The sequence below is a fragment of the Lacinutrix undariae genome (genome assembly GCF_052934785.1).
In genome coordinates this window covers 388,531-406,811 of record NZ_CM128809.1, presented here as the reverse complement: position 1 = coordinate 406,811, position 18,281 = coordinate 388,531, and the positions used below count along the sequence as shown (strand labels likewise).

The 18,281-nt window shown below is 32.0% G+C and carries 18 protein-coding genes and 1 tRNA gene; 8 read left to right on the top strand and 11 right to left on the bottom strand.

Features of this window, described 5'->3' with window-relative positions:
* Positions 1 to 45: 45 nt before the first annotated feature.
* On the bottom strand, positions 46 to 1,635 hold the full coding sequence (locus tag ACU4C5_RS01910) for a peptide chain release factor 3 (protein ID WP_446845364.1): 1,590 nt from the start codon (positions 1,633 to 1,635) through the stop codon (positions 46 to 48).
* Positions 1,636 to 1,764: 129 nt separating this feature from the next.
* Here ACU4C5_RS01910 and idi point away from each other — a divergent pair, with 129 nt between their 5' ends.
* The 3 genes from idi to ACU4C5_RS01895 are packed head-to-tail and all read left to right on the top strand — an operon-like array spanning position 1,765 to position 3,667.
* Positions 1,765 to 2,286 (top strand): isopentenyl-diphosphate Delta-isomerase, encoded by a 522-nt coding sequence (gene idi / locus ACU4C5_RS01905; protein WP_446845363.1) that lies wholly within the window; start codon positions 1,765 to 1,767, stop codon positions 2,284 to 2,286.
* The gene (locus tag ACU4C5_RS01900) at positions 2,286 to 2,696 is read left to right on the top strand and encodes a 6-pyruvoyl trahydropterin synthase family protein (RefSeq protein ID WP_446845362.1); all 411 of its coding nucleotides are present in this window, start codon (positions 2,286 to 2,288) and stop codon (positions 2,694 to 2,696) included. The genes idi and ACU4C5_RS01900 overlap by 1 nt, the downstream gene beginning before the upstream one ends.
* Positions 2,696 to 3,667, top strand: a complete 972-nt coding sequence (locus ACU4C5_RS01895; protein ID WP_446845361.1) for a type I phosphomannose isomerase catalytic subunit — start codon at positions 2,696 to 2,698, stop codon at positions 3,665 to 3,667. The genes ACU4C5_RS01900 and ACU4C5_RS01895 overlap by 1 nt, the downstream gene beginning before the upstream one ends.
* Positions 3,668 to 3,718: 51 nt before the next feature.
* Here the strand turns inward: ACU4C5_RS01895 and ACU4C5_RS01890 are convergent, their stop codons facing one another.
* Positions 3,719 to 4,099: a hypothetical protein gene (locus ACU4C5_RS01890; protein ID WP_446845360.1), complete on the bottom strand. Its 381-nt coding sequence runs from the start codon at positions 4,097 to 4,099 to the stop codon at positions 3,719 to 3,721.
* A 455-nt stretch (positions 4,100 to 4,554) separates the two neighbouring features.
* Here ACU4C5_RS01890 and ACU4C5_RS01885 point away from each other — a divergent pair, with 455 nt between their 5' ends.
* Together ACU4C5_RS01885 and ACU4C5_RS01880 are read left to right on the top strand one after the other, a co-directional pair.
* Positions 4,555 to 4,824 carry a hypothetical protein gene (locus ACU4C5_RS01885; RefSeq protein ID WP_446845359.1) on the top strand — a complete coding sequence of 90 codons (270 nt, stop codon included), beginning with the start codon at positions 4,555 to 4,557 and terminating at the stop codon, positions 4,822 to 4,824.
* 59 nt (positions 4,825 to 4,883) lie between these two features.
* Positions 4,884 to 4,957 (top strand) — tRNA-Thr (locus tag ACU4C5_RS01880).
* Between the two features lie 189 nt (positions 4,958 to 5,146).
* On the opposite strand, the gene ACU4C5_RS01875 is transcribed toward ACU4C5_RS01880, so the two are convergent.
* The 3 genes from ACU4C5_RS01875 to ACU4C5_RS01865 all read right to left on the bottom strand — a co-directional run bounded on the left by ACU4C5_RS01875 (position 5,147) and on the right by ACU4C5_RS01865 (position 8,356).
* Entirely contained in the window at positions 5,147 to 5,848 is a 702-nt protein-coding gene (locus ACU4C5_RS01875; RefSeq protein ID WP_446845358.1) for a DUF4369 domain-containing protein, read from the bottom strand.
* A gap of 51 nt (positions 5,849 to 5,899) precedes the next feature.
* Positions 5,900 to 7,165 (bottom strand): DUF819 family protein, encoded by a 1,266-nt coding sequence (locus ACU4C5_RS01870; RefSeq protein ID WP_446845357.1) that lies wholly within the window; start codon positions 7,163 to 7,165, stop codon positions 5,900 to 5,902.
* 258 nt (positions 7,166 to 7,423) lie between these two features.
* A complete protein-coding gene (locus tag ACU4C5_RS01865; protein WP_446845356.1) occupies positions 7,424 to 8,356 on the bottom strand; it encodes an alpha/beta hydrolase in 933 nt (310 codons plus the stop codon).
* A gap of 476 nt (positions 8,357 to 8,832) precedes the next feature.
* On the opposite strand from ACU4C5_RS01865, the gene ACU4C5_RS01860 reads away from it, so the two are divergent.
* Positions 8,833 to 9,513, top strand: a complete 681-nt coding sequence (locus tag ACU4C5_RS01860; protein WP_446845355.1) for a M15 family metallopeptidase — start codon at positions 8,833 to 8,835, stop codon at positions 9,511 to 9,513.
* A 2-nt stretch (positions 9,514 to 9,515) separates the two neighbouring features.
* Here the strand turns inward: ACU4C5_RS01860 and ACU4C5_RS01855 are convergent, their stop codons facing one another.
* The 6 genes from ACU4C5_RS01855 to htpG form a co-directional block, all read right to left on the bottom strand.
* Positions 9,516 to 9,869, bottom strand: a complete 354-nt coding sequence (locus ACU4C5_RS01855; protein WP_446845354.1) for a DoxX family protein — start codon at positions 9,867 to 9,869, stop codon at positions 9,516 to 9,518.
* Positions 9,862 to 10,845 carry a hypothetical protein gene (locus ACU4C5_RS01850; RefSeq protein ID WP_446845353.1) on the bottom strand — a complete coding sequence of 328 codons (984 nt, stop codon included), beginning with the start codon at positions 10,843 to 10,845 and terminating at the stop codon, positions 9,862 to 9,864. Before ACU4C5_RS01850 ends, ACU4C5_RS01855 begins: the two co-directional genes overlap by 8 nt.
* 105 nt (positions 10,846 to 10,950) lie before the next feature.
* On the bottom strand, positions 10,951 to 11,889 hold the full coding sequence (locus ACU4C5_RS01845; protein WP_446845352.1) for a sterol desaturase family protein: 939 nt from the start codon (positions 11,887 to 11,889) through the stop codon (positions 10,951 to 10,953).
* Between the two features lie 184 nt (positions 11,890 to 12,073).
* Entirely contained in the window at positions 12,074 to 13,315 is a 1,242-nt protein-coding gene (locus ACU4C5_RS01840; protein ID WP_446845351.1) for a DEAD/DEAH box helicase, read from the bottom strand.
* A 44-nt stretch (positions 13,316 to 13,359) separates the two neighbouring features.
* Positions 13,360 to 13,836, bottom strand: a complete 477-nt coding sequence (locus ACU4C5_RS01835) for a nucleoside deaminase (protein WP_446845350.1) — start codon at positions 13,834 to 13,836, stop codon at positions 13,360 to 13,362.
* An 82-nt stretch (positions 13,837 to 13,918) separates the two neighbouring features.
* On the bottom strand, positions 13,919 to 15,835 hold the full coding sequence (gene htpG, locus ACU4C5_RS01830; protein WP_446845349.1) for a molecular chaperone HtpG: 1,917 nt from the start codon (positions 15,833 to 15,835) through the stop codon (positions 13,919 to 13,921).
* 192 nt (positions 15,836 to 16,027) lie between these two features.
* Between htpG and ACU4C5_RS01825 the strand changes: the two genes are divergently transcribed.
* Together ACU4C5_RS01825 and ACU4C5_RS01820 are read left to right on the top strand one after the other, a co-directional pair.
* The gene (locus ACU4C5_RS01825) at positions 16,028 to 17,038 is read left to right on the top strand and encodes a 3-oxoacyl-ACP synthase III family protein (protein WP_446845348.1); all 1,011 of its coding nucleotides are present in this window, start codon (positions 16,028 to 16,030) and stop codon (positions 17,036 to 17,038) included.
* A 285-nt stretch (positions 17,039 to 17,323) separates the two neighbouring features.
* Positions 17,324 to 18,070 (top strand): hypothetical protein, encoded by a 747-nt coding sequence (locus tag ACU4C5_RS01820; protein ID WP_446845347.1) that lies wholly within the window; start codon positions 17,324 to 17,326, stop codon positions 18,068 to 18,070.
* Positions 18,071 to 18,281 lie beyond the last annotated feature (211 nt).

Sequence of the window (18,281 nt, the reverse complement as noted above, 5' to 3'; positions counted from 1 at the left end):
TTTTGTTCTAATAATAAATCTAGTTTTATACTCGTTTACAAATTCTTATTTAAACTCACTTACAAAGTGGAATTTTATACTTGGATATTTTTGTTGCGTCATTTGTAACGAAAAAGATGAATCGGCTAAAAATACCAATTGATTTTGTTTGTCTTTGGCTAAATAACGTTGTTTCACTCTTACAAATTCTTTGTATTCGTCATTTTTAGGATCTTCTGGTTCTACCCAGCAGGCCTTAAATACATTTAGATTTTCATAAGTACATTTGGCACCATATTCATGTTCCAAACGGTATTGTATTACTTCGTATTGCAGTGCTCCAACAGTACCAATTACTTTTCTACCATTAAGTTCTAAAGTAAATAATTGTGCTACTCCTTCATCCATTAATTGATCAATCCCTTTAAATAATTGTTTTGATTTTAACGGATCAGCATTATTAATGTATCTAAAATGTTCTGGTGAAAAACTTGGAACACCTTTATAGTTAAGAATTTCTCCTTCAGTTAAAGTATCTCCAATTTTAAAGGTCCCGGTATCTTGTAAACCAACAATATCACCAGGATATGAGATGTCTACAATTTCCTTTTTCTCAGCAAAAAAGGCATTCGGACTAGAAAATTTTACTTTTTTATTATGGCGTACATGCAAGTAAGGCGCATTTCTTTTAAATTCACCCGAAACAATTTTCACAAAGGCTAAACGATTACGGTGATTAGGATCCATGTTGGCGTGTATTTTAAATACAAACCCCGAAAACTTATCTTCGGTAGGTAATACCAAACGTTCTTCACTTTGCTTAGGTCTTGGTGTAGGCGCAATGTCTACAAAACAGTCTAATAACTCTCTAACACCAAAATTATTTAATGCCGAACCAAAAAACACAGGTTGTTGTTCACCGTTTAGGTAGCTTTCTTTATTAAATTCAGGATAAATTCCTTCTACTAATTCTATTTCTTCTCTAAGCGTATCGGCAGCAGTTTTTCCTACAATCTCATCTAATTTTGAATCTGATAAATCTGAAATTTCAACAGTTTCTTCAATATCTTTTCTACTATCACCACTAAAAAGATTAACATTTTTTTCCCAAATGTTATAGATACCTTTAAAATCATAACCCATTCCAATAGGAAAACTTAGCGGTACTACTTTTAAACCTAATTTTTGTTCAACTTCATCCAATAAATCAAAGGCATCTTTACCTTCTCTATCCATTTTATTAATGAATACAATCATTGGAATGTTTCGCATACGGCAAACTTCAACTAATTTCTCAGTTTGTTCCTCAACCCCTTTTGCAACATCTATAACAACAATTACACTATCTACAGCAGTAAGTGTTCTAAAGGTATCTTCAGCAAAATCCTTGTGACCAGGAGTATCAAGAATGTTTATTTTTATACCATTATATTCAAAAGCTAAAACTGACGTTGCTACCGAAATTCCACGCTGACGTTCAATTTCCATAAAGTCACTTGTAGCTCCTTTTTTTATTTTATTACTTTTTACTGCACCAGCTTCTTGGATGGCCCCACCAAATAATAATAATTTTTCTGTTAAAGTGGTTTTTCCGGCATCGGGATGCGAGATAATTCCAAAGGTTCTTCGCCTGTTAATTTCTTTTATAAAACTCATAGTATTCTTCAAAAAATAGGTTGCAAAGATACTATTATTAAATGCAATAAAAATGTTTGTGCTTATCGCTTTTATAATTTTATCATATAGATACGGTTTATTTTAAATTTTACTTGGTATTTTTACGATATGAAAGAAGAGCAGGTAATTCTCGTTAACGAAAAGGATGAACAAATAGGCCTTATGGCTAAAATGGAAGCACACGAAAAAGCATTGCTACATCGTGCCTTTTCAGTATTTGTTTTTAATGATAAAAATGAATTGATGTTGCAACAACGCGCAGCACATAAATACCACTCACCATTACTTTGGACCAACACTTGTTGTAGCCATCAACGTGAAGGTGAAAGTAATATTGAAGCAGGAAAACGCCGTTTAATGGAAGAAATGGGTTTTGTTACAGACTTAAAAGAAACCATATCTTTTATTTACAAAGCACCATTTGATAACGGATTGACAGAACATGAATTTGATCATATTATGTTAGGCCATTTTAATGAAAATCCTAATATTAATCCAGATGAAGTTGAAGCATGGAAATGGATGGATTTAGAAGCTGTTAAAACCGATATTGAAAGACAACCAGAACTATATACCGCATGGTTTAAAATTATTTTCGAGAAGTTTTACCAACATATAAACATTACATAATGAAAGTAACCGTTAGTAGAAAGGCTCATTTTAATGCCGCACACAGATTGTACAGAAAAGACTGGAGTTTTGAAAAGAACGATGCCATTTTTGGAAAATGTAATAACCCTAACTTTCATGGGCATAACTACGATTTAATTGTAAGTGTTACAGGTGAAATTAATCAGGAAACGGGTTATGTAATTGACATGAAGATTTTAAAAGAGATTATTAAAATTGAAATTGAAGATGCTTTTGACCATAAAAATTTAAACCTTGATGTTGAAGAGTTTAAAGACTTAAATCCTACAGCCGAAAACATAGCAGTTGTTATTTATAACAAAATAAATTGTAAATTAGATGATGATTTAAGTCTAGAAATCACTTTATACGAAACTCCTAGAAATTTTGTAACTTATTCAGGCGACTAATGAAAACACCACTCTATCCTCTAAAATTTCAACCCATTTTAAAAGAAAAAATTTGGGGCGGACAAAAATTAAAACATATTTTACATAAAGATACTGTATCGCTTCATGCTGGTGAAAGTTGGGAAATTAGTGATGTAGAAGGTGATACTTCTGTTGTTGCTAATGGCGTACTAAAAGGCACTTCTTTAAAAGTATTGTTAGAGCGGTATCAAGGTGATTTAATAGGAACCGATAATTATAATACCTTCGGAAATACATTTCCACTACTTATAAAATTTATAGACGCAAAACAAGATTTATCAATCCAGTTGCACCCTAATGATGCATTGGCGGCAAAACGACATAATTCATTTGGAAAAACTGAAATGTGGTACGTTATACAAGCTGATGAAGCTTCTAATTTAATTGTAGGTTTTAATCGAGACATGAATGCTGAAACTTACTTGAAACATCTTGACGCTAAAACATTACCAGAAATTTTAAATATCGATAAAGTAAAAGCAGGAGACACTTATTTTATTGATGTAGGTCGTGTACATGCTATTGGAGCAGGGGTTATGCTTGCTGAAATTCAACAAACTAGTGATATCACTTATCGTGTATATGATTGGGATCGTGTAGATGATCAAGGTAATGAGCGTGAGTTACATAACGATTTAGCGATTGATGCTTTTAATTTTGATATGGAAGACAACTTTAGAGTCAACTATTCAAAAGCAGAAAACACATCTAATACTATGGTAAGTTGTCCATACTTTACAACTAATTATATGGATGTAAATAATTGTTTAGATAAAGCAAACACTCATAATTCATTTCTTATATATATCTGTGTTGAAGGCGAAGCTAAAATCATAACGGCTAACGGCATAGAAACTATTAATCAAGGAGAAACTATACTGCTTCCAGCGGCAATAAAAACATTTCAAATAGAAGCTTCTCAAGCAAAACTACTTGAAGTTTACGTGTAATATTTAGATAAAAAAACTCCCGAGTATGACACATATACTCGGGAATTTTATTTAGCAAGCTGTTTTATTATTCTGATAAGCGATTTCATCATCTAAACTAGCACCAAATAAGGCACTACAAATTGTTTCTTGAGTTTTAGAGGCTGTTCTAGCTTTTGTCACAATAATATTAATTAAATAACCATTTGCATCTTGTTTTACCAATTGCGCTTGTATGGTTAATTCATCATTTATAAATGCATTTTTATGCATCTTAAATTTATAATCTTTTAATTGAGGAACATCCTGTAAATAAAATTCCTTTATAGGGTAGGTCGCTACAGTTTTAACTTTGCTATATAATGTATGAGGTAATAAAAACCCATTAGCATTACTGTTTTTTTTAGAGACCGTGAAGTTGACGTTTGTAGATCTGTTTTTTTGCGTTTTCATAATAGTATAAGTTTATGGGTATAATAATAAATGCGTGAGTTTGTAGTTGTAATACATGCTATGCATCATGCGAATGCAATTAGATAAATAGATAGAAAAAATGTTCTGTTTTAATACGGACTTAATGGTTTTCATAATTTTTAAATTTTAAAAAGGTTAAATGATTAAAAACAAAAAAGGTGCTTTTTTATAAAAAGCACCTTTTTTGTATAGGGTTGTTGTGTAAATTATAGTTTATTCAACGAGGTGCATTGGTATTTTATTTTTCAACATACATGAAATCGCCCACATCATTTGCTTAGATGTGCGGTTAATATGTTGTTGATATGTATGATTTAATGCATTCATTACTGTAAATCTAAGAATTAAATTGATATAGAAGTAATATTTAAAGTTTTTATAACATATTTTATTCATATTAGTTTAATTTTGCAGAAATAAATTTATTTTAAATTATGGCAAATAAAAGAGAGCTTAAAAAAGATATCAATTACGTAATAGGAGATATCATTGAAGCAGTATACGTTTGGGAATATACAAACACAGACAAAGACAATACAAAGAGTGAAGAGATCATAGATGAAGCAATTGCTACTTTTGATGGTTTAATTGCAAAAGTTAATGACAGAAGTGTTGAAAATAAAAAAGCACACTTTAAGACTATTAATGAGGAACTTGAGAGTAAAGGAAGAGCTTTAATTGAAAAAATTAATGCTTTAAGCTAAAATTTTTTTAAAAAAAGTTTGCAGATATGATAAAAGGTCTTATATTTGCAAACTCTTTCGCCGATGTAGCTCAGCTGGCTAGAGCAGCTGATTTGTAATCAGCAGGTCGTGGGTTCGAGTCCCTCCATCGGCTCTTAATAAATTACTCCAATACTTTTTAAAGTGTTGGAGTTTTTTTATGTCTAAAAACTCCCATTTTTAAAGGGTTTAGTGGCGCTTAAATGTTTTTTGTAACTAGATATATATTTACTTTGTGTAATGCCATAAAAAAACCTCTCAGAATTCTGAGAGGTTTAATTTTTTATAAAAGGTATTGTAATATTTACAATGTGTCTTCTGTTTTACGAGTTTCAATAGTGGTTTTTAATTGTTTTCCGTATTTAGACGATTTTATAGTATCATCTAAAGCATCATATATAGTTTCTAAATATTTAACCGTTGTGTTTGGGATTTCACTTAAAGCCAAATAAGGCGATACCTCGCTATCTTTGTGATTTACGGCAAAGTTAATTGTGTAAAGATACTTTCGCTTTAAAAGGCTATTGTATTCCGTCTCAAAATCAAAATCTGTAGAGTCAACAGTCTTGTTAGCTTCAAAACTTTCTTTAATCAGATCTAAATTTCTATCATTAAATTTAGACATCATTAATAAATACTCGTCTAAAACTGTTTGTTGTTTGCTACCTGTAATATTAGCATCAATACTAAAGTTTTTTAATGTTGAATTTACTTGGGTAATTCCTTTATCAGCAAAAAACACAACTGTGGCATCATCAGAATCATTTTTATCTAATTTTAAAAATAAAACTTCAGGTTCTTCAAGATCACTATGTAATTTAAAATTATCGTTTCCGTTAATTTCTAGAGAATCTATAGTTACCATTGTGCTGTCTTGTTGTCTTTGCAAGTACACAGTTCCTTTTTTTAATCCTTTTATATGACCTTGTAAAGTGAAATTATGATTTGTATCATTTCCACAAGACATCATTAATATTGCTATAGCTAAAACGCTTAATTTTTTCATTGTTATTGTTTAAAAAGTAGGTGTAAATATCTTATAATTATTGATTAAATACTAACCTGCAGCGGCTATTCTCATGAGTTCTGCACAAAGTATAGCGCCATAGGTTCCTACAACATATCCAAATACAGCTAATAAAGCGCCAACAGTTGCTAGTGAAGGGTGAAATGCTGCTGCAACAACTGGAGCAGATGCGGCTCCACCAACGTTGGCTTGACTTCCTACCGCTAAAAAGAAAAATGGTGCGCGTATAAGTTTGGCAACCAAAATAAGTAAACCTGCGTGAATAGCCATCCATACAAGACCAATTAAAATTAATCCTGGGTTTTCAAATAGTTTTCCTAAATCCATTTTCATTCCAATAGTAGCTACTAAAATGTATATAAAAACACTACCTATTTTACTAGCTCCCGCACCTTCGTAATTTTTAGCTTTAGTGAATGATAATAGGATTCCTATTATTGTTGCTATTGAAATTAGCCAGAAAAATTTACTACCAAATGACGATAAAGCACTTTTAGGATCGCTTACGGCTTCAAAGTTTTCAGATAAGAATGTAGATACTATTTCTGCTCCAAAATGTGCAATTCCAACTGCTACAAACGCAAACATTATAATCATCATTAGATCTGTTAATGTTGGGTTTCTAGTAATTTTCTCACTAAAATTTTGCATTTTATCTTGTAGGTCATTAATAGCTGTGTTGTCTGCTTTTAACCAGTTATCTATTTTTTTACGTTTTCCGATACCTAATAAAAGTACAGCCATCCAAATATTTGCCACTACAATATCTACAAGTACCATTCCTCCGTAAAGTTCTTGGTTAAATTCGTAAATTTCTAACATTGCCGCTTGGTTTGCGCCACCACCAATCCAACTTCCTGCAAGTGTAGCAAGACCTCTCCATACGGCATCAAAACCAACACCTCCAACAGATTCAGGAGAAAATGTAGAGATAATTAATATGGCAATTGGTCCTCCAATTACAATCCCTATAGTTCCGGTAAAGAACATGACTAGAGCTTTCCAACCAAGATTAAATACAGCTTTTAGATCGATACTTATAGTTAATAATACTAAAGATGCTGGTAAGAGGTAGCGACTTGCTACATAATAAGTTTGTGATACTTCTGCTGAGATAATTCCTAACGAATTAAAAATAGCAGGAATTAAATAGCACATAAGTAAGCCTGGGATGTACTTGTAAAATATTTTCCAGAAGCCTGTTTTTTTTGATTCTGTATAAAATACAAAACCTAATGATAGCATAAGTATACCAAAAACGATAGCATCGTTTGTAAAATAAGGTTGGTTTTCCATATATAGTTTTATTTGAGCCTGCAAAATACCAAAATTAAAGGGTATAAAAAAAGCAAGGTTTACTGTCCTGTTATTGTTTTTGTAATAAAGTTATCTTAAAACTGCGATTATTGTAATTCTCTAAATTGTTTTGGCACGCAGTTTGTATAATAGTTAATGTAATTGTTTTTAGTAGAAACGTATAAATTACATTTGGTTGGTTAGTTATAAAAAAGGCTCCTTAGTTTTAAGGAGCCTTTTTGTGTGCAATATTGAGAGTTATTTTATAAATGTAATCAGGGTTGTAATTAGTTGTTCTGAAATTTTTCTAGCAGACTCATTGTAAGATTTTGAGTTTTCTAAATCATTACCTTCAATAGTTACCAAAATATGATTCATTTGCTCTATAATTTTTAATTCGGCAGTTTTTGAGGCGTCTTTTAATAGTTGTGCTTCGTTAACATTTACTTGCAAATCTTTAGTACCGTTAACAATTAATATAGGCATATTAAGTGTTTTAATTATGTCTTGTGGATTGTGAGAGATCCAGTTTATCATAAATGGTTGGGTTGCAGGATTAAAAATAGCGCCTAAAGCAATAGGGTAGGTGTCTGTAGTTTTTCCAGCTTTAAGTTGGGCTAATGCAGCTTTTGTACCTTCAATAAGTTTAGTATCCATTTTTGCTATTTGTTCCATAATCACATTATCAATACTTTGTCCTGCTCCGGCAAGAGATACAAAACCATCTACATTTTGGGTTGCAGCAAGCATACCAACAAGACTTCCTTGACTATGACCAAGTACATAAATTTTAGAAAACTCCTTTTGAGATTTAAAATATGTGATTACAGATTTTGCATCGGTTACAAAATCGTCAAACATAATATTAGGATCTACATGTCTTTGTTGAATTTGTTTTACGATGCGTTTGTCGTACCTAAAAGTTGCAATACCTTTATTTGAAAGCGCTTCGGCTAATTTTTTAAGTGAATTATTTTTAACAAAATTTTGATTTCCGTTTCTATCCGTTGGACCAGAACCCGCTATAATAATGGCTAAAATGGGTTTTTTTACGGCATTTGGACTTAATAAAGTACCATCAATCATTTTATTTATAGCCACTTCTTGAGCCGTATAATTTATGTCTTGGGCTTGAATCGTATTACTAAGCGCTGTAGCTATTAAAACAATATATAGAAAAATGTATTTCATAGGATGTGTTTTTATTCAAATTTACATAAAAGGAACGTTTTTAGATGCGTAAATGTTATTTTATGTATGTTTAAAAGATTGTTAGTTTTTTTATAAAAAGCCTGCGATTTTTCATTTAAAAAAGGTGTTTTGCGTTTACATGATAAAACATGATGTATTTTAACGATTTTTTATGTATTTCATCAGGTTTACTGAAAGAATATTCTTATATTTGTAATGAATTAATTAAAGACTGTGTTATGTTATATTATTAGAATTTCTAATTTTAAAACATTAAGTAATACAGAATACAAAACCAAGATTGAGGGATCTTGGTTTTTTTATGCCTTATTTTTTAGGTTTATGAAGTTTTTTTTAAATTTAAGAGGCCTTAAATTACCATTATAAATCATATTAGTATTAGTAGATTTTAAAACGGTTTTTCTTCTGAAAATAAGTCCGTAGACTAATTTTTTATCTAATTTAGCAGTTCAATTATGAAGTACAAAATAATATATATCGTTTTAATTGTAATAGGCTTTAGCTTTACAATTCAAGAAAAACAACAATTACCAGAAGGTTTTGTGTCTGTTAAATCTCTTATCCCCGATCTAGATGTTAATTTAAGATATTTTAGTTCTCATAATTTTGTAGGTGATACCATTACGGGGTATAAAGCGAATCGGTTAATTTTAACTGAAGCGACTGCACAAGCTTTAAAATTGGTGCAAAACGATTTGCAACAACAAAATTTGTGCTTAAAAGTGTATGATGGTTACCGTCCGCAACGTGCTGTTAATCATTTTATCACTTGGGCGAAAGATTTAAACGACACTATTAATAAAGCAGAATTTTATCCTAATGTCAATAAACGTCATTTGTTTAGAGATGGATATATTGCCTCACGATCTGGACACAGTAGAGGTAGTACTGTAGATTTAACAATTATTGATGGTATTACCGGTGAACCTTTAGATATGGGAAGTCCGTATGATTTTTTTGGAGAACCATCTTGGGTGAATTACGGTGAAATTACCGAAACTCAAAAAGCCAATAGACTATTGCTTAAAGAGATTATGCTGAAACATAATTTTAGAAATTACTCTAAAGAATGGTGGCATTTTACCTTACGTTGGGAAGCTTTTCCTAAAACGTATTTTGATTTTGAAATAGAATAATCTTACAAATATGACCATGCCCAATACATGAGTACAAATTGTAAGGGTAACCGTAACATTAAAATCCATTTAGGAATTTTAGCAGCAGCTTTTTTGTTAGATAACATATAAAAATGTACTAATAGAAAGACGGCTAGCATAGCAATAAAACCGTAGATAGCATATGGTTTTGTGGCTTCAAAGCAAATAGCAATTCCAAGAACAATTTCGGCAATACCACTTAAATACACTAATAATTTATGATTAGGTAAATATTTGGGCATGATACGGGTATACATTTTAGGTTTTATAAAATGATAAACGCCAGCAATAATATAGAGTGCCGACATGATATATAAATGCCAAGGATTATTCATCTTTATAAATTTTATAAGTGATCCCAACACCGTAATTATTGAGTCCGGTTTTTAATAATGTTGACGATACGCTACTGCCTTTTTCAAATTTCACCCACGAATTTTTTTGTAAAAACACACGCTTTATAAAGGTATTATTTTGTGAAATTTCGTCTGTAAACGGTAGTAAGGGACGAAAATTGGTAGGTATTTTTACGGTGCGATTTCCGGTTGTAATTTCTTTATATTTTTTATTAGGTAATAGTTTTCCAACTTTATCTGTATAGCCTAATACCTGTAATGATACAAAAAATCCATTTTCAGGAATAAATATATGATGTTCAGAAATATCTAAATTATATACGTCTCCATGTTTTTCGGTGGCTCTAAAAACAATATTAGTTGTATTTATGATTTCTCCAGGATAGCCGCCTTCATTTTTATAGATGTTTACTTTAAATAGGGTAGAGAACGGTTGTTTATCTGCATTTGAGCGTTTGCGTTTCCCCCAGTTTTTAGATTCTAAAGCAATAGGAAAATGAATTTCGCTTAGTTGTTTTAATTTGGGGTTTTCAGTCTTAAAAAACACGGCAATTTCGCTCTCTATGGTTGGGAGCCAACATTTGTAATAATCGTCGTCTAGGTAAGGTTTAATGGTTTCTTCTTTAAATTTTCTATCAATTTTTACATGAATTAATACTTCGTCTAAAACATCATGTTCAATATCTAAATGAATTGTTTTTGGTAAATTATCAGTTGATAATGCAACATCTTTATAGCCTAATGCAGAAATGAAAAGAGAATCAATATCTGGATATATTTTCTTTGTAAATATAAAAGTCCCTTCATCATCTGCAAAAATCCCTTGTCCGTCACCAAATGAAACCGTAGCGTAAGATACAGGGTATTTAGTTTCGTTATCTTTTATTAATGTTTGTGCATAATTAAGACTAAAACTTAAAAAGAGTATAAAGGATAAAATAGATTTTATATGCATATATAAGATTACAATGAATTTTAAAGATACACATTTAAAATATTCAAGGTGAAAAAAAAATGGTTTTGTTTCAGACTGATGTCTTACGCAAAACCATTTGGTATATTAATTATTAGTAGCTAATGCTTCTTCTTTTTGTAAGCGTCGTATTTCTTTTATTGTAAGAGTACTTTTATCATGACTCCAACCTGGAGCTCCAAAAGCATACATAAATTTATGTCCCCAATTTTTAGAACGTTTCATGTCGTTCCAAATATCTTTATATTCATGGGTTAAAATAATTAACGGATTGTAAGAATTTGGCGGTTTTGTAACACCGTATTCAATGTCAATATCTTCATCTAGCTCTTTCCAAGTTCCAAACATTCTATCAAAAATATTTAAAAACCCACCATGATTTTTATCCATGTATTCTAGGTTTCTAGCATGGTGTACTTGGTGCATAGTATGTGTATTGAAGATCTTATCGAAAATCCCTAATTTAGGAATTAGTACGGTATGTAATTGAAATTGCCATAGGGCTTCAATACCTAAACAAACCACAACCATTTCTGGCGGAAAGCCTATAATTGGCAACCAGATATAGAAAAAAGGTTTGTATAAAATAGTAAACCAACCATTTCTTACTGCGGTCCCTAAGTTAAAGTTATCTGATGAATGGTGAACAATATGTGCCGCCCAAAAGAAGCGTACCATGTGGTTGGCTCTGTGGAACCAGTAGTATGAAAAATCATCTAAAAACTGGCATAAAAACCAAACAGGTAATGCGTATCCAAAAGATTCCCATCCCATAATATTTGTACGTACACCATCAACCATAGGATTAAAAATCTCATAAGCTATATTGAAAATAATAATAGCAGAAATTGTTTTAATTAAAGGCGCTATGATTGCAGACCCAATTCCCATGGCTAAACTAGAAGCTAAATCTTTCCAGTCGTATAAATCTTTTTTATCGGTTGATGTTTTGCTGTAGGTAAGTTCTAGTAAAATGAGTCCAAGAAAACAGGGTACTCCATAAACTAACGGGTTTGTAAAATCCATTTTTAATATTAATTTTTATAAGGTTTTGGCCTAAATAAGGCGATAAATATTGTTTCTGTAAGTTTTCGAAGATACTATTTTTAGTAACTTTAAAAGCATAAAACGATAGGAATTGAGATATATTATATAAAAAAAGGCCCTATTAGTTAATAGCGCCTTTTTATAAATATGAATATTGTGGTTTTTAATACCAGCGTTTCTTTTTCTTTTTTGAACCTTCTCCTTTACGACCTTTACGGTGTTTGCTTCCGGTTTTATTAGATTTATGAACCATAGGAACGGCTTTAGGATCTAATGGATAAGGATGATCTTCTTCAACAGGAATTTGAACACTAATTAATTGCTGAATACTTTTTACATATTCTTTTTCATCAGCAGAACATAATGAGTAAGCTGTTCCTAAGTTACCAGCACGACCTGTTCTACCAATACGGTGTACATAGGTTTCTGGGATGTTTGGTAAATCGAAGTTTAAAACATTATCTAATTCGTTAATGTCAATACCACGAGCAGCAACATCTGTAGCAATTAAGACAGTAACCTCTCCTTTTTTGAATTTATTTAAAGCTTCATGACGTAAATCTTGAGCTTTATCTCCGTGGATAGTATCTACTTTATAGCCATTTCTAAGTAAGGTTTGTTCTAACTTATCGACACCATATTTTGTACGTCTAAAAATTAAAACATTTCCTTTAATAGTGTTTCTAAGTAAATGTAAACACAGTTCTATTTTATTCTGTTTAGGAACAAAATATAATACCTGACTTACATTTTTTGCAGCTGAAGATGTTGGTGTAACCTCAACACGTTCTGGAGTTTTTAAAATAGTTTTAGCTAATTGTTCAACCTTAAAAGGCATGGTTGCCGAAAAGAGTAAAATTTGTTTGTCTTTAGGACATAAGCGTTCTATTTTTTTAACATCGTCTACAAAACCCATATCTAACATTAAATCGGCCTCATCGAGAACTAATGTTTCAATGTAGTCGAGATTAATGATGTCTTGTTTGTGTAAATCTAACAAACGCCCAGGTGTTGCAATTAAGATATCAACTCCTTTTTTTAAAGTTTCTATTTGCGGTTCAATACTTGTTCCTCCAAAAATAACCGTGCTTTTTAGGTTGGTATATTTGGCATAGGTTTCAAAATTGTCATTTATTTGAGTAGCTAATTCACGAGTAGGACTTACAATTAAAGCTTTTATTTGTCTACCTTTTTTTGAAGGCTCCTGTCTGTCGTACAATTTTTGTAGTATAGGTAGGGCAAAAGCAGCAGTTTTACCTGTTCCGGTTTGGGCAGATGTAATGACGTCCTTTTGGTTTAATACCAAAGGTATTGTACGTTCTTGCACCAATGTTGGGTTATCGTAACCCGCCTCGGCGATGGCTCTTAAAAGCGGTTTGTTAAGTTGTAAGTCTTTAAATGACATTTAAATATATTTTAGGTAAAGGTACTGTAAATAAACAGGTAATATTAATACTCAGTTCTATCTATTTTTTCTGTCCATTTTTCAAAGACTTTTACAGCTTCTACTTGTAGGATTTGCTCAAAAGGAATATTACGTCCGGTGATAGGTTTATCTAACTCTTCGTAGATAAAGTTGTCGTCAAAATCAATATTTGCAGCATCTACTTTATCACAACCGTAAAACACTTTTTTAGGTCTTGCCCAGTAAATGGCACCTAAACACATTGGGCAAGGTTCGCAAGAGGTGTAAACGATACAGTCGTCTAATTGAAATGTTCCTAAAGCTTCGCAAGCTTTTCTGATGGCTACAACTTCGGCATGTGCTGTTGGATCGTTAGTTGATGTTACACAATTGTGTCCTTCTGCAATAATTTTTCCATCTTTTACAATTACAGCTCCAAATGGACCTCCTGCGTTAGCATTCATTCCTTTTGCTGCCATATCAATAGCGCGTTGCATAAATTGTTTGTCTTGTTCTGTCATTGGTGTTCTTTTTAGTGTAAAAAACCACTTCGTTTTCACAAAGTGGTTTTGGGTTTTTATGGTTTCCGCGTAAGCGAAAAAATTATTTTAGCATGTTATAGCTACGGTTAATGAAGTTGGTTAATTCTTCACCTTTAAGTAAACCTTGAGATAATCTTGCTAAGTCTAAACTTTGCGTGATTAAACGTTTTTGTTCGTCTTTATCTGTAGCGTTTAAAATATCGTTTACTAATGTAGCATTTGTGTTTACCACTAGATTATGCATATCTGGCATTTGACCAAACATTTGCATACCACCACCGCCACCAGTTTGTTGCATCTCTTTCATACGACGCATAAATTCTGGTTGAGTAATCATAAATGGAGTTGCATCGCTATCCATTGGTTCTAATTGTACTGAGAATTTTTCGGCAGGAATTACAGCTTTTAAAGCGGTTTCTAATTCTGCTTGTTGTTCGTCAGATAATTTAGAAATTTTAGTTTCGTCTTTCTTAATTAAATTGTCAACGTGATCTGCATCAACTCGTACAAAAGAAATATTTTCTTTAGAGCTTTCTAATTTTTGCATTAAGTGACTTACAATAGGAGAATCTAAAAATAATACTTCGTATCCTTTTGCTTTTGCTGCAGCAGTATAGCTGTGTTGTGCGTCTTTGTTTGATGCATATAAGATAACCAATTTACCATCTTTATCGGTTTGGTTAGCTTTTATTTTGTTGAATAACTCATCGTAAGTGAAATAAGTATCATCTACAGTTGGGTATAATGCAAATGCATCTGCTTTTTCAAAGAATTTATCTTCAGAAAGCATTCCGTATTCAATAACAATTTTAATGTCATTCCATTTGGCTTCAAAATCTTCTCTATTACTGTTGAATAAAGATTTTAATTTATCGGCAACTTTACGTGTAATGTAAGAAGAGATCTTTTTTACAGCACCATCGGCTTGTAGGTAAGAACGCGATACATTTAATGGGATATCTGGTGAATCAATTACACCACGTAACATTGTTAAAAATTCTGGTACAATACCTTCTACATTATCTGTAACGTAAACTTGGTTTTGGTAGAGTTGAATTTTGTCTTTTTGTACGCTTAAATCGTTTGTCATCTTCGGGAAGTATAAAACTCCAGTAAGATTAAATGGGTAATCTACGTTTAAGTGAATGTGAAATAAAGGATCTTCAAATTGAGAAGGGTATAATTCTCTGTAGAAGTTTTTATAATCTTCATCTTCTAATTCTGTTGGTTGTTTTGTCCAAGCTGGATTAGGGTTATTGATGATATTATCTACTGTTATTTGCTTTTGAGGCTCAGTAGTTTCTTTACCTTCTGCGTCTTTAGTTGTTTCAGGTGTATGATTAGGATCGTTAACTTCTTTAGTTCCAAATTTAATTGGCACCGGCATAAACTTGTTATACTTGTTTAATAAGTTATCAATTCTAGCTTCTTCTAAGAACTCTAATGAATCTTCAGCGATGTGAAGAATAATTTCTGTTCCTCTATCTGTTTTGTCTGCTGCTTCTAAAGTAAATTCAGGAGAACCGTCACACATCCAATGTGCAGCAGTAGTTCCTTCTTTATGAGATTTTGTAATGATTTCTACTTTTTCAGCTACCATAAATGCAGAATAGAAACCAAGACCAAAATGCCCAATAATACCAGAGTCTTTTGCAGAGTCTTTATATTTATCTAAAAATTCTTCAGCTCCAGAAAATGCTACTTGGTTGATGTATTTTTCAACTTCATCTGCAGTCATTCCTAAACCTTGATCGATAATATGAAGTTTTTTACCTTCTTTATCTATTTTGATTTCAATTTTAGGATCTCCGTATTCTGAAGTAGACTCCCCAATAGTTGTTAAGTGTTTTAGTTTTAAAGTAGCATCTGTACCATTACTAATTAATTCACGTAAAAATATTTCGTGATCACTATATAAAAATTTCTTGATTAATGGGAAAATGTTTTCAACTGAAACATTAATTTTTCCTTTTGACATGATATATACGTTTTATTGAGTTTGTATTTATAGTTTATGTAGAGACAAAAAAAGTACCAAGAGTAAAAAGGTGACAAAGTGACATTTTACCGTCATATATTATGCATGCATAATTATTGGGTGTTAAATAGTGTCTCAATTTCTACTGAAAAGTGTAAATTTGGGCAATTATTACGATAACAAAACTAGATAATGTACAATTCAAAAATAATAGGTTTAGGGCATTATGTGCCAGATAATATAGTTACAAATGAAGATTTGTCTGAATTAATGGACACTAATGACGCTTGGATTCAGGAAAGAACAGGGATAAAAGAACGTCGTTGGGTAAAAAAAGGATCGGGAGATACTACAGCAACAATGGGAGTGAAAGCTGCTAAAGTGGCTATTGAACGTGCTAAAATTGATAAAGATGATATAGATTTTATCATTTTTGCAACCTTAAGTCCTGATATGTATTTTCCTGGACCAGGAGTACAAGTACAACACGCTTTAGATATTAAAACGGTTGGAGCTTTAGATGTACGTAATCAATGTTCTGGATTTGTATATGCGCTTTCTGTAGCCGATAATTTTATTAAAACAGGGATGTATAAAAACATCTTGGTTATTGGTAGTGAGTTACATTCTCAAGGATTAGATAAAACAACACGAGGTCGTGGTGTTTCGGTAATTTTTGGAGATGGGGCAGGAGCTGCAATTTTATCAAGAGAAGAAGATAATAGTAAAGGAATTTTATCAACACATTTACATTCGCAAGGTGAGCATGCTGAGGAATTAGTATTGGTAGCTCCAGGAATGGGGAAACGTTGGGTAAGTGATATTATAGCTGAAAACAATCCTGATGACGTGAGTTATTTTCCTTATATGAATGGGCAATTTGTATTTAAAAATGCTGTAGTTCGTTTTAGTGAAGTAATTAACGAAGGGTTAGTAAAAAACAATCTTAATGTTGATGCTATTGATATGTTAATTCCGCATCAAGCGAACTTACGTATCGCACAGTTTATTCAAAAGAAATTTAAATTAGAAGACGATCAGGTTTTTAATAATATTCAAAAATACGGAAATACAACCGCTGCTTCCATTCCGATAGCTTTATCTGAGGCTTGGGAACAAGGAAAAATTAAAGAAGGTGATACTGTAGTGTTAGCTGCTTTTGGTAGTGGATTTACTTGGGGAAGTGTGATTATAAAATGGTAATATTTTAGAGTGAGGTTGTTTAGCGAAAGCGGATAACTTGTTATATAAATAGAAAAGGCAGTCTTTAATAAGGCTGCCTTTTTGTGTTGTAATTGATATGGGCGTGTTATTTATTGGCTTTATTTAAGGTATTGAAACTGTAGTTATATAGGCTTTAGTAGGCATAATAGTCGGTATAAAGTCGGCATATAGTTGGCATATAGTTGGTATATATATGAATGGATGAGGTTTGTTTTGAATTTTAAATATTTAATATTATATTTAAGTGTTGTAAATGAGTGTGTTATGGCTAAACAGAAAGGGATTGTATTTTTGGAAGGTACTATTGGAGGTGTAAATTTTTATTATAGAGAAGGTGTGCCTACTGCTCGGGTTGCTGGCGGGGGTTTTACTAAGGAGGCTATTAAGCATAGTCCTAATATGGTTAGGGTTCGTGAGAGTAATAATGAATTTGGGATGTGTGCAGTGGTGAACAAGGTGTTTAAGCAGGCTATTAGGCCTTTTTTATTGGGTTATAAAGATGGGACATTGCATAGTAGATTGATGCGTTTGTTTTTGAAAATTAAGGATTGTGATGTGGTTTCGGCACGCGGAAAGCGTCGTGTGTTTTTAGGGTTATCTAATGCTGTTGGTAGGGGGCTTATGCAAGCATTTGTGTTTACGCCTAAGCGTGCTATGTTGTTATCTTGTAAGTATCATTTTGACTGGGATGGGTTGTTGTTTAGTACGTCTGGTTTTAATATTGATGTGGTTGTTTTTCCTAAGGAAGCAGATTATATGGAGGTTGTTTTTGGGGTACTTCGTTTTGATTTTGAGACGTTAAGCTATACGCGAGTTATTGCTTCGCCTTTGTTGATAGGTCGTGATTATACAGGTGATACTTTTGATATTTTGGTAGAGGAGTTGCCAGGTGGTACAGGTATTTTGTTTGGGATGTTGCGTGTTGCCTTTTACCAGGAGGTAAATGGAGTACGTTATTTATTGTCTGGCGCTAAGAGTTTTGGTGTTGAGGTGGTTTCTGTTAAGGCTTAGTGTTTTTACTATTTTGATGATTATTTGGTTTGTGGTTATTAGGTAAGCTATTTGTTTAATTTTTAAAAATGGCGTGTTGGATTAAGCAGGTTGGTAATTGCATTGTTTTTATATAGGTGTATTGTGACCTGATTTTATGTGTATGTGTTTGATAACTGTTTTTGGGATTTTTTTAAACAATTTTACTCCTTAATATTTTTTATATCTTTTA

Excerpts from the sequence above, each read along its gene's own strand:
- ACU4C5_RS01820 (WP_446845347.1), top strand. The coding sequence starts at position 17,324 with ATGGCTAAACAGAAAGGGATTGTATTTTTGGAAGGTACTATTGGAGGT.
- ACU4C5_RS01855 (WP_446845354.1), bottom strand. The coding sequence starts at position 9,869 with ATGAATAATCCTTGGCATTTATATATCATGTCGGCACTCTATATTATT.
- ACU4C5_RS01910 (WP_446845364.1), bottom strand. The coding sequence starts at position 1,635 with ATGAGTTTTATAAAAGAAATTAACAGGCGAAGAACCTTTGGAATTATC.
- ACU4C5_RS01840 (WP_446845351.1), bottom strand. The coding sequence starts at position 13,315 with ATGTCATTTAAAGACTTACAACTTAACAAACCGCTTTTAAGAGCCATC.
- ACU4C5_RS01885 (WP_446845359.1), top strand. The coding sequence starts at position 4,555 with ATGGCAAATAAAAGAGAGCTTAAAAAAGATATCAATTACGTAATAGGA.
- idi (WP_446845363.1), top strand. The coding sequence starts at position 1,765 with ATGAAAGAAGAGCAGGTAATTCTCGTTAACGAAAAGGATGAACAAATA.
- ACU4C5_RS01860 (WP_446845355.1), top strand. The coding sequence starts at position 8,833 with ATGAAGTACAAAATAATATATATCGTTTTAATTGTAATAGGCTTTAGC.
- htpG (WP_446845349.1), bottom strand. The coding sequence starts at position 15,835 with ATGTCAAAAGGAAAAATTAATGTTTCAGTTGAAAACATTTTCCCATTA.
- ACU4C5_RS01875 (WP_446845358.1), bottom strand. The coding sequence starts at position 5,848 with ATGAAAAAATTAAGCGTTTTAGCTATAGCAATATTAATGATGTCTTGT.
- ACU4C5_RS01895 (WP_446845361.1), top strand. The coding sequence starts at position 2,696 with ATGAAAACACCACTCTATCCTCTAAAATTTCAACCCATTTTAAAAGAA.
- ACU4C5_RS01865 (WP_446845356.1), bottom strand. The coding sequence starts at position 8,356 with ATGAAATACATTTTTCTATATATTGTTTTAATAGCTACAGCGCTTAGT.
- ACU4C5_RS01845 (WP_446845352.1), bottom strand. The coding sequence starts at position 11,889 with ATGGATTTTACAAACCCGTTAGTTTATGGAGTACCCTGTTTTCTTGGA.
- ACU4C5_RS01850 (WP_446845353.1), bottom strand. The coding sequence starts at position 10,845 with ATGCATATAAAATCTATTTTATCCTTTATACTCTTTTTAAGTTTTAGT.
- ACU4C5_RS01825 (WP_446845348.1), top strand. The coding sequence starts at position 16,028 with ATGTACAATTCAAAAATAATAGGTTTAGGGCATTATGTGCCAGATAAT.
- ACU4C5_RS01890 (WP_446845360.1), bottom strand. The coding sequence starts at position 4,099 with ATGAAAACGCAAAAAAACAGATCTACAAACGTCAACTTCACGGTCTCT.
- ACU4C5_RS01835 (WP_446845350.1), bottom strand. The coding sequence starts at position 13,836 with ATGACAGAACAAGACAAACAATTTATGCAACGCGCTATTGATATGGCA.
- ACU4C5_RS01900 (WP_446845362.1), top strand. The coding sequence starts at position 2,286 with ATGAAAGTAACCGTTAGTAGAAAGGCTCATTTTAATGCCGCACACAGA.
- ACU4C5_RS01870 (WP_446845357.1), bottom strand. The coding sequence starts at position 7,165 with ATGGAAAACCAACCTTATTTTACAAACGATGCTATCGTTTTTGGTATA.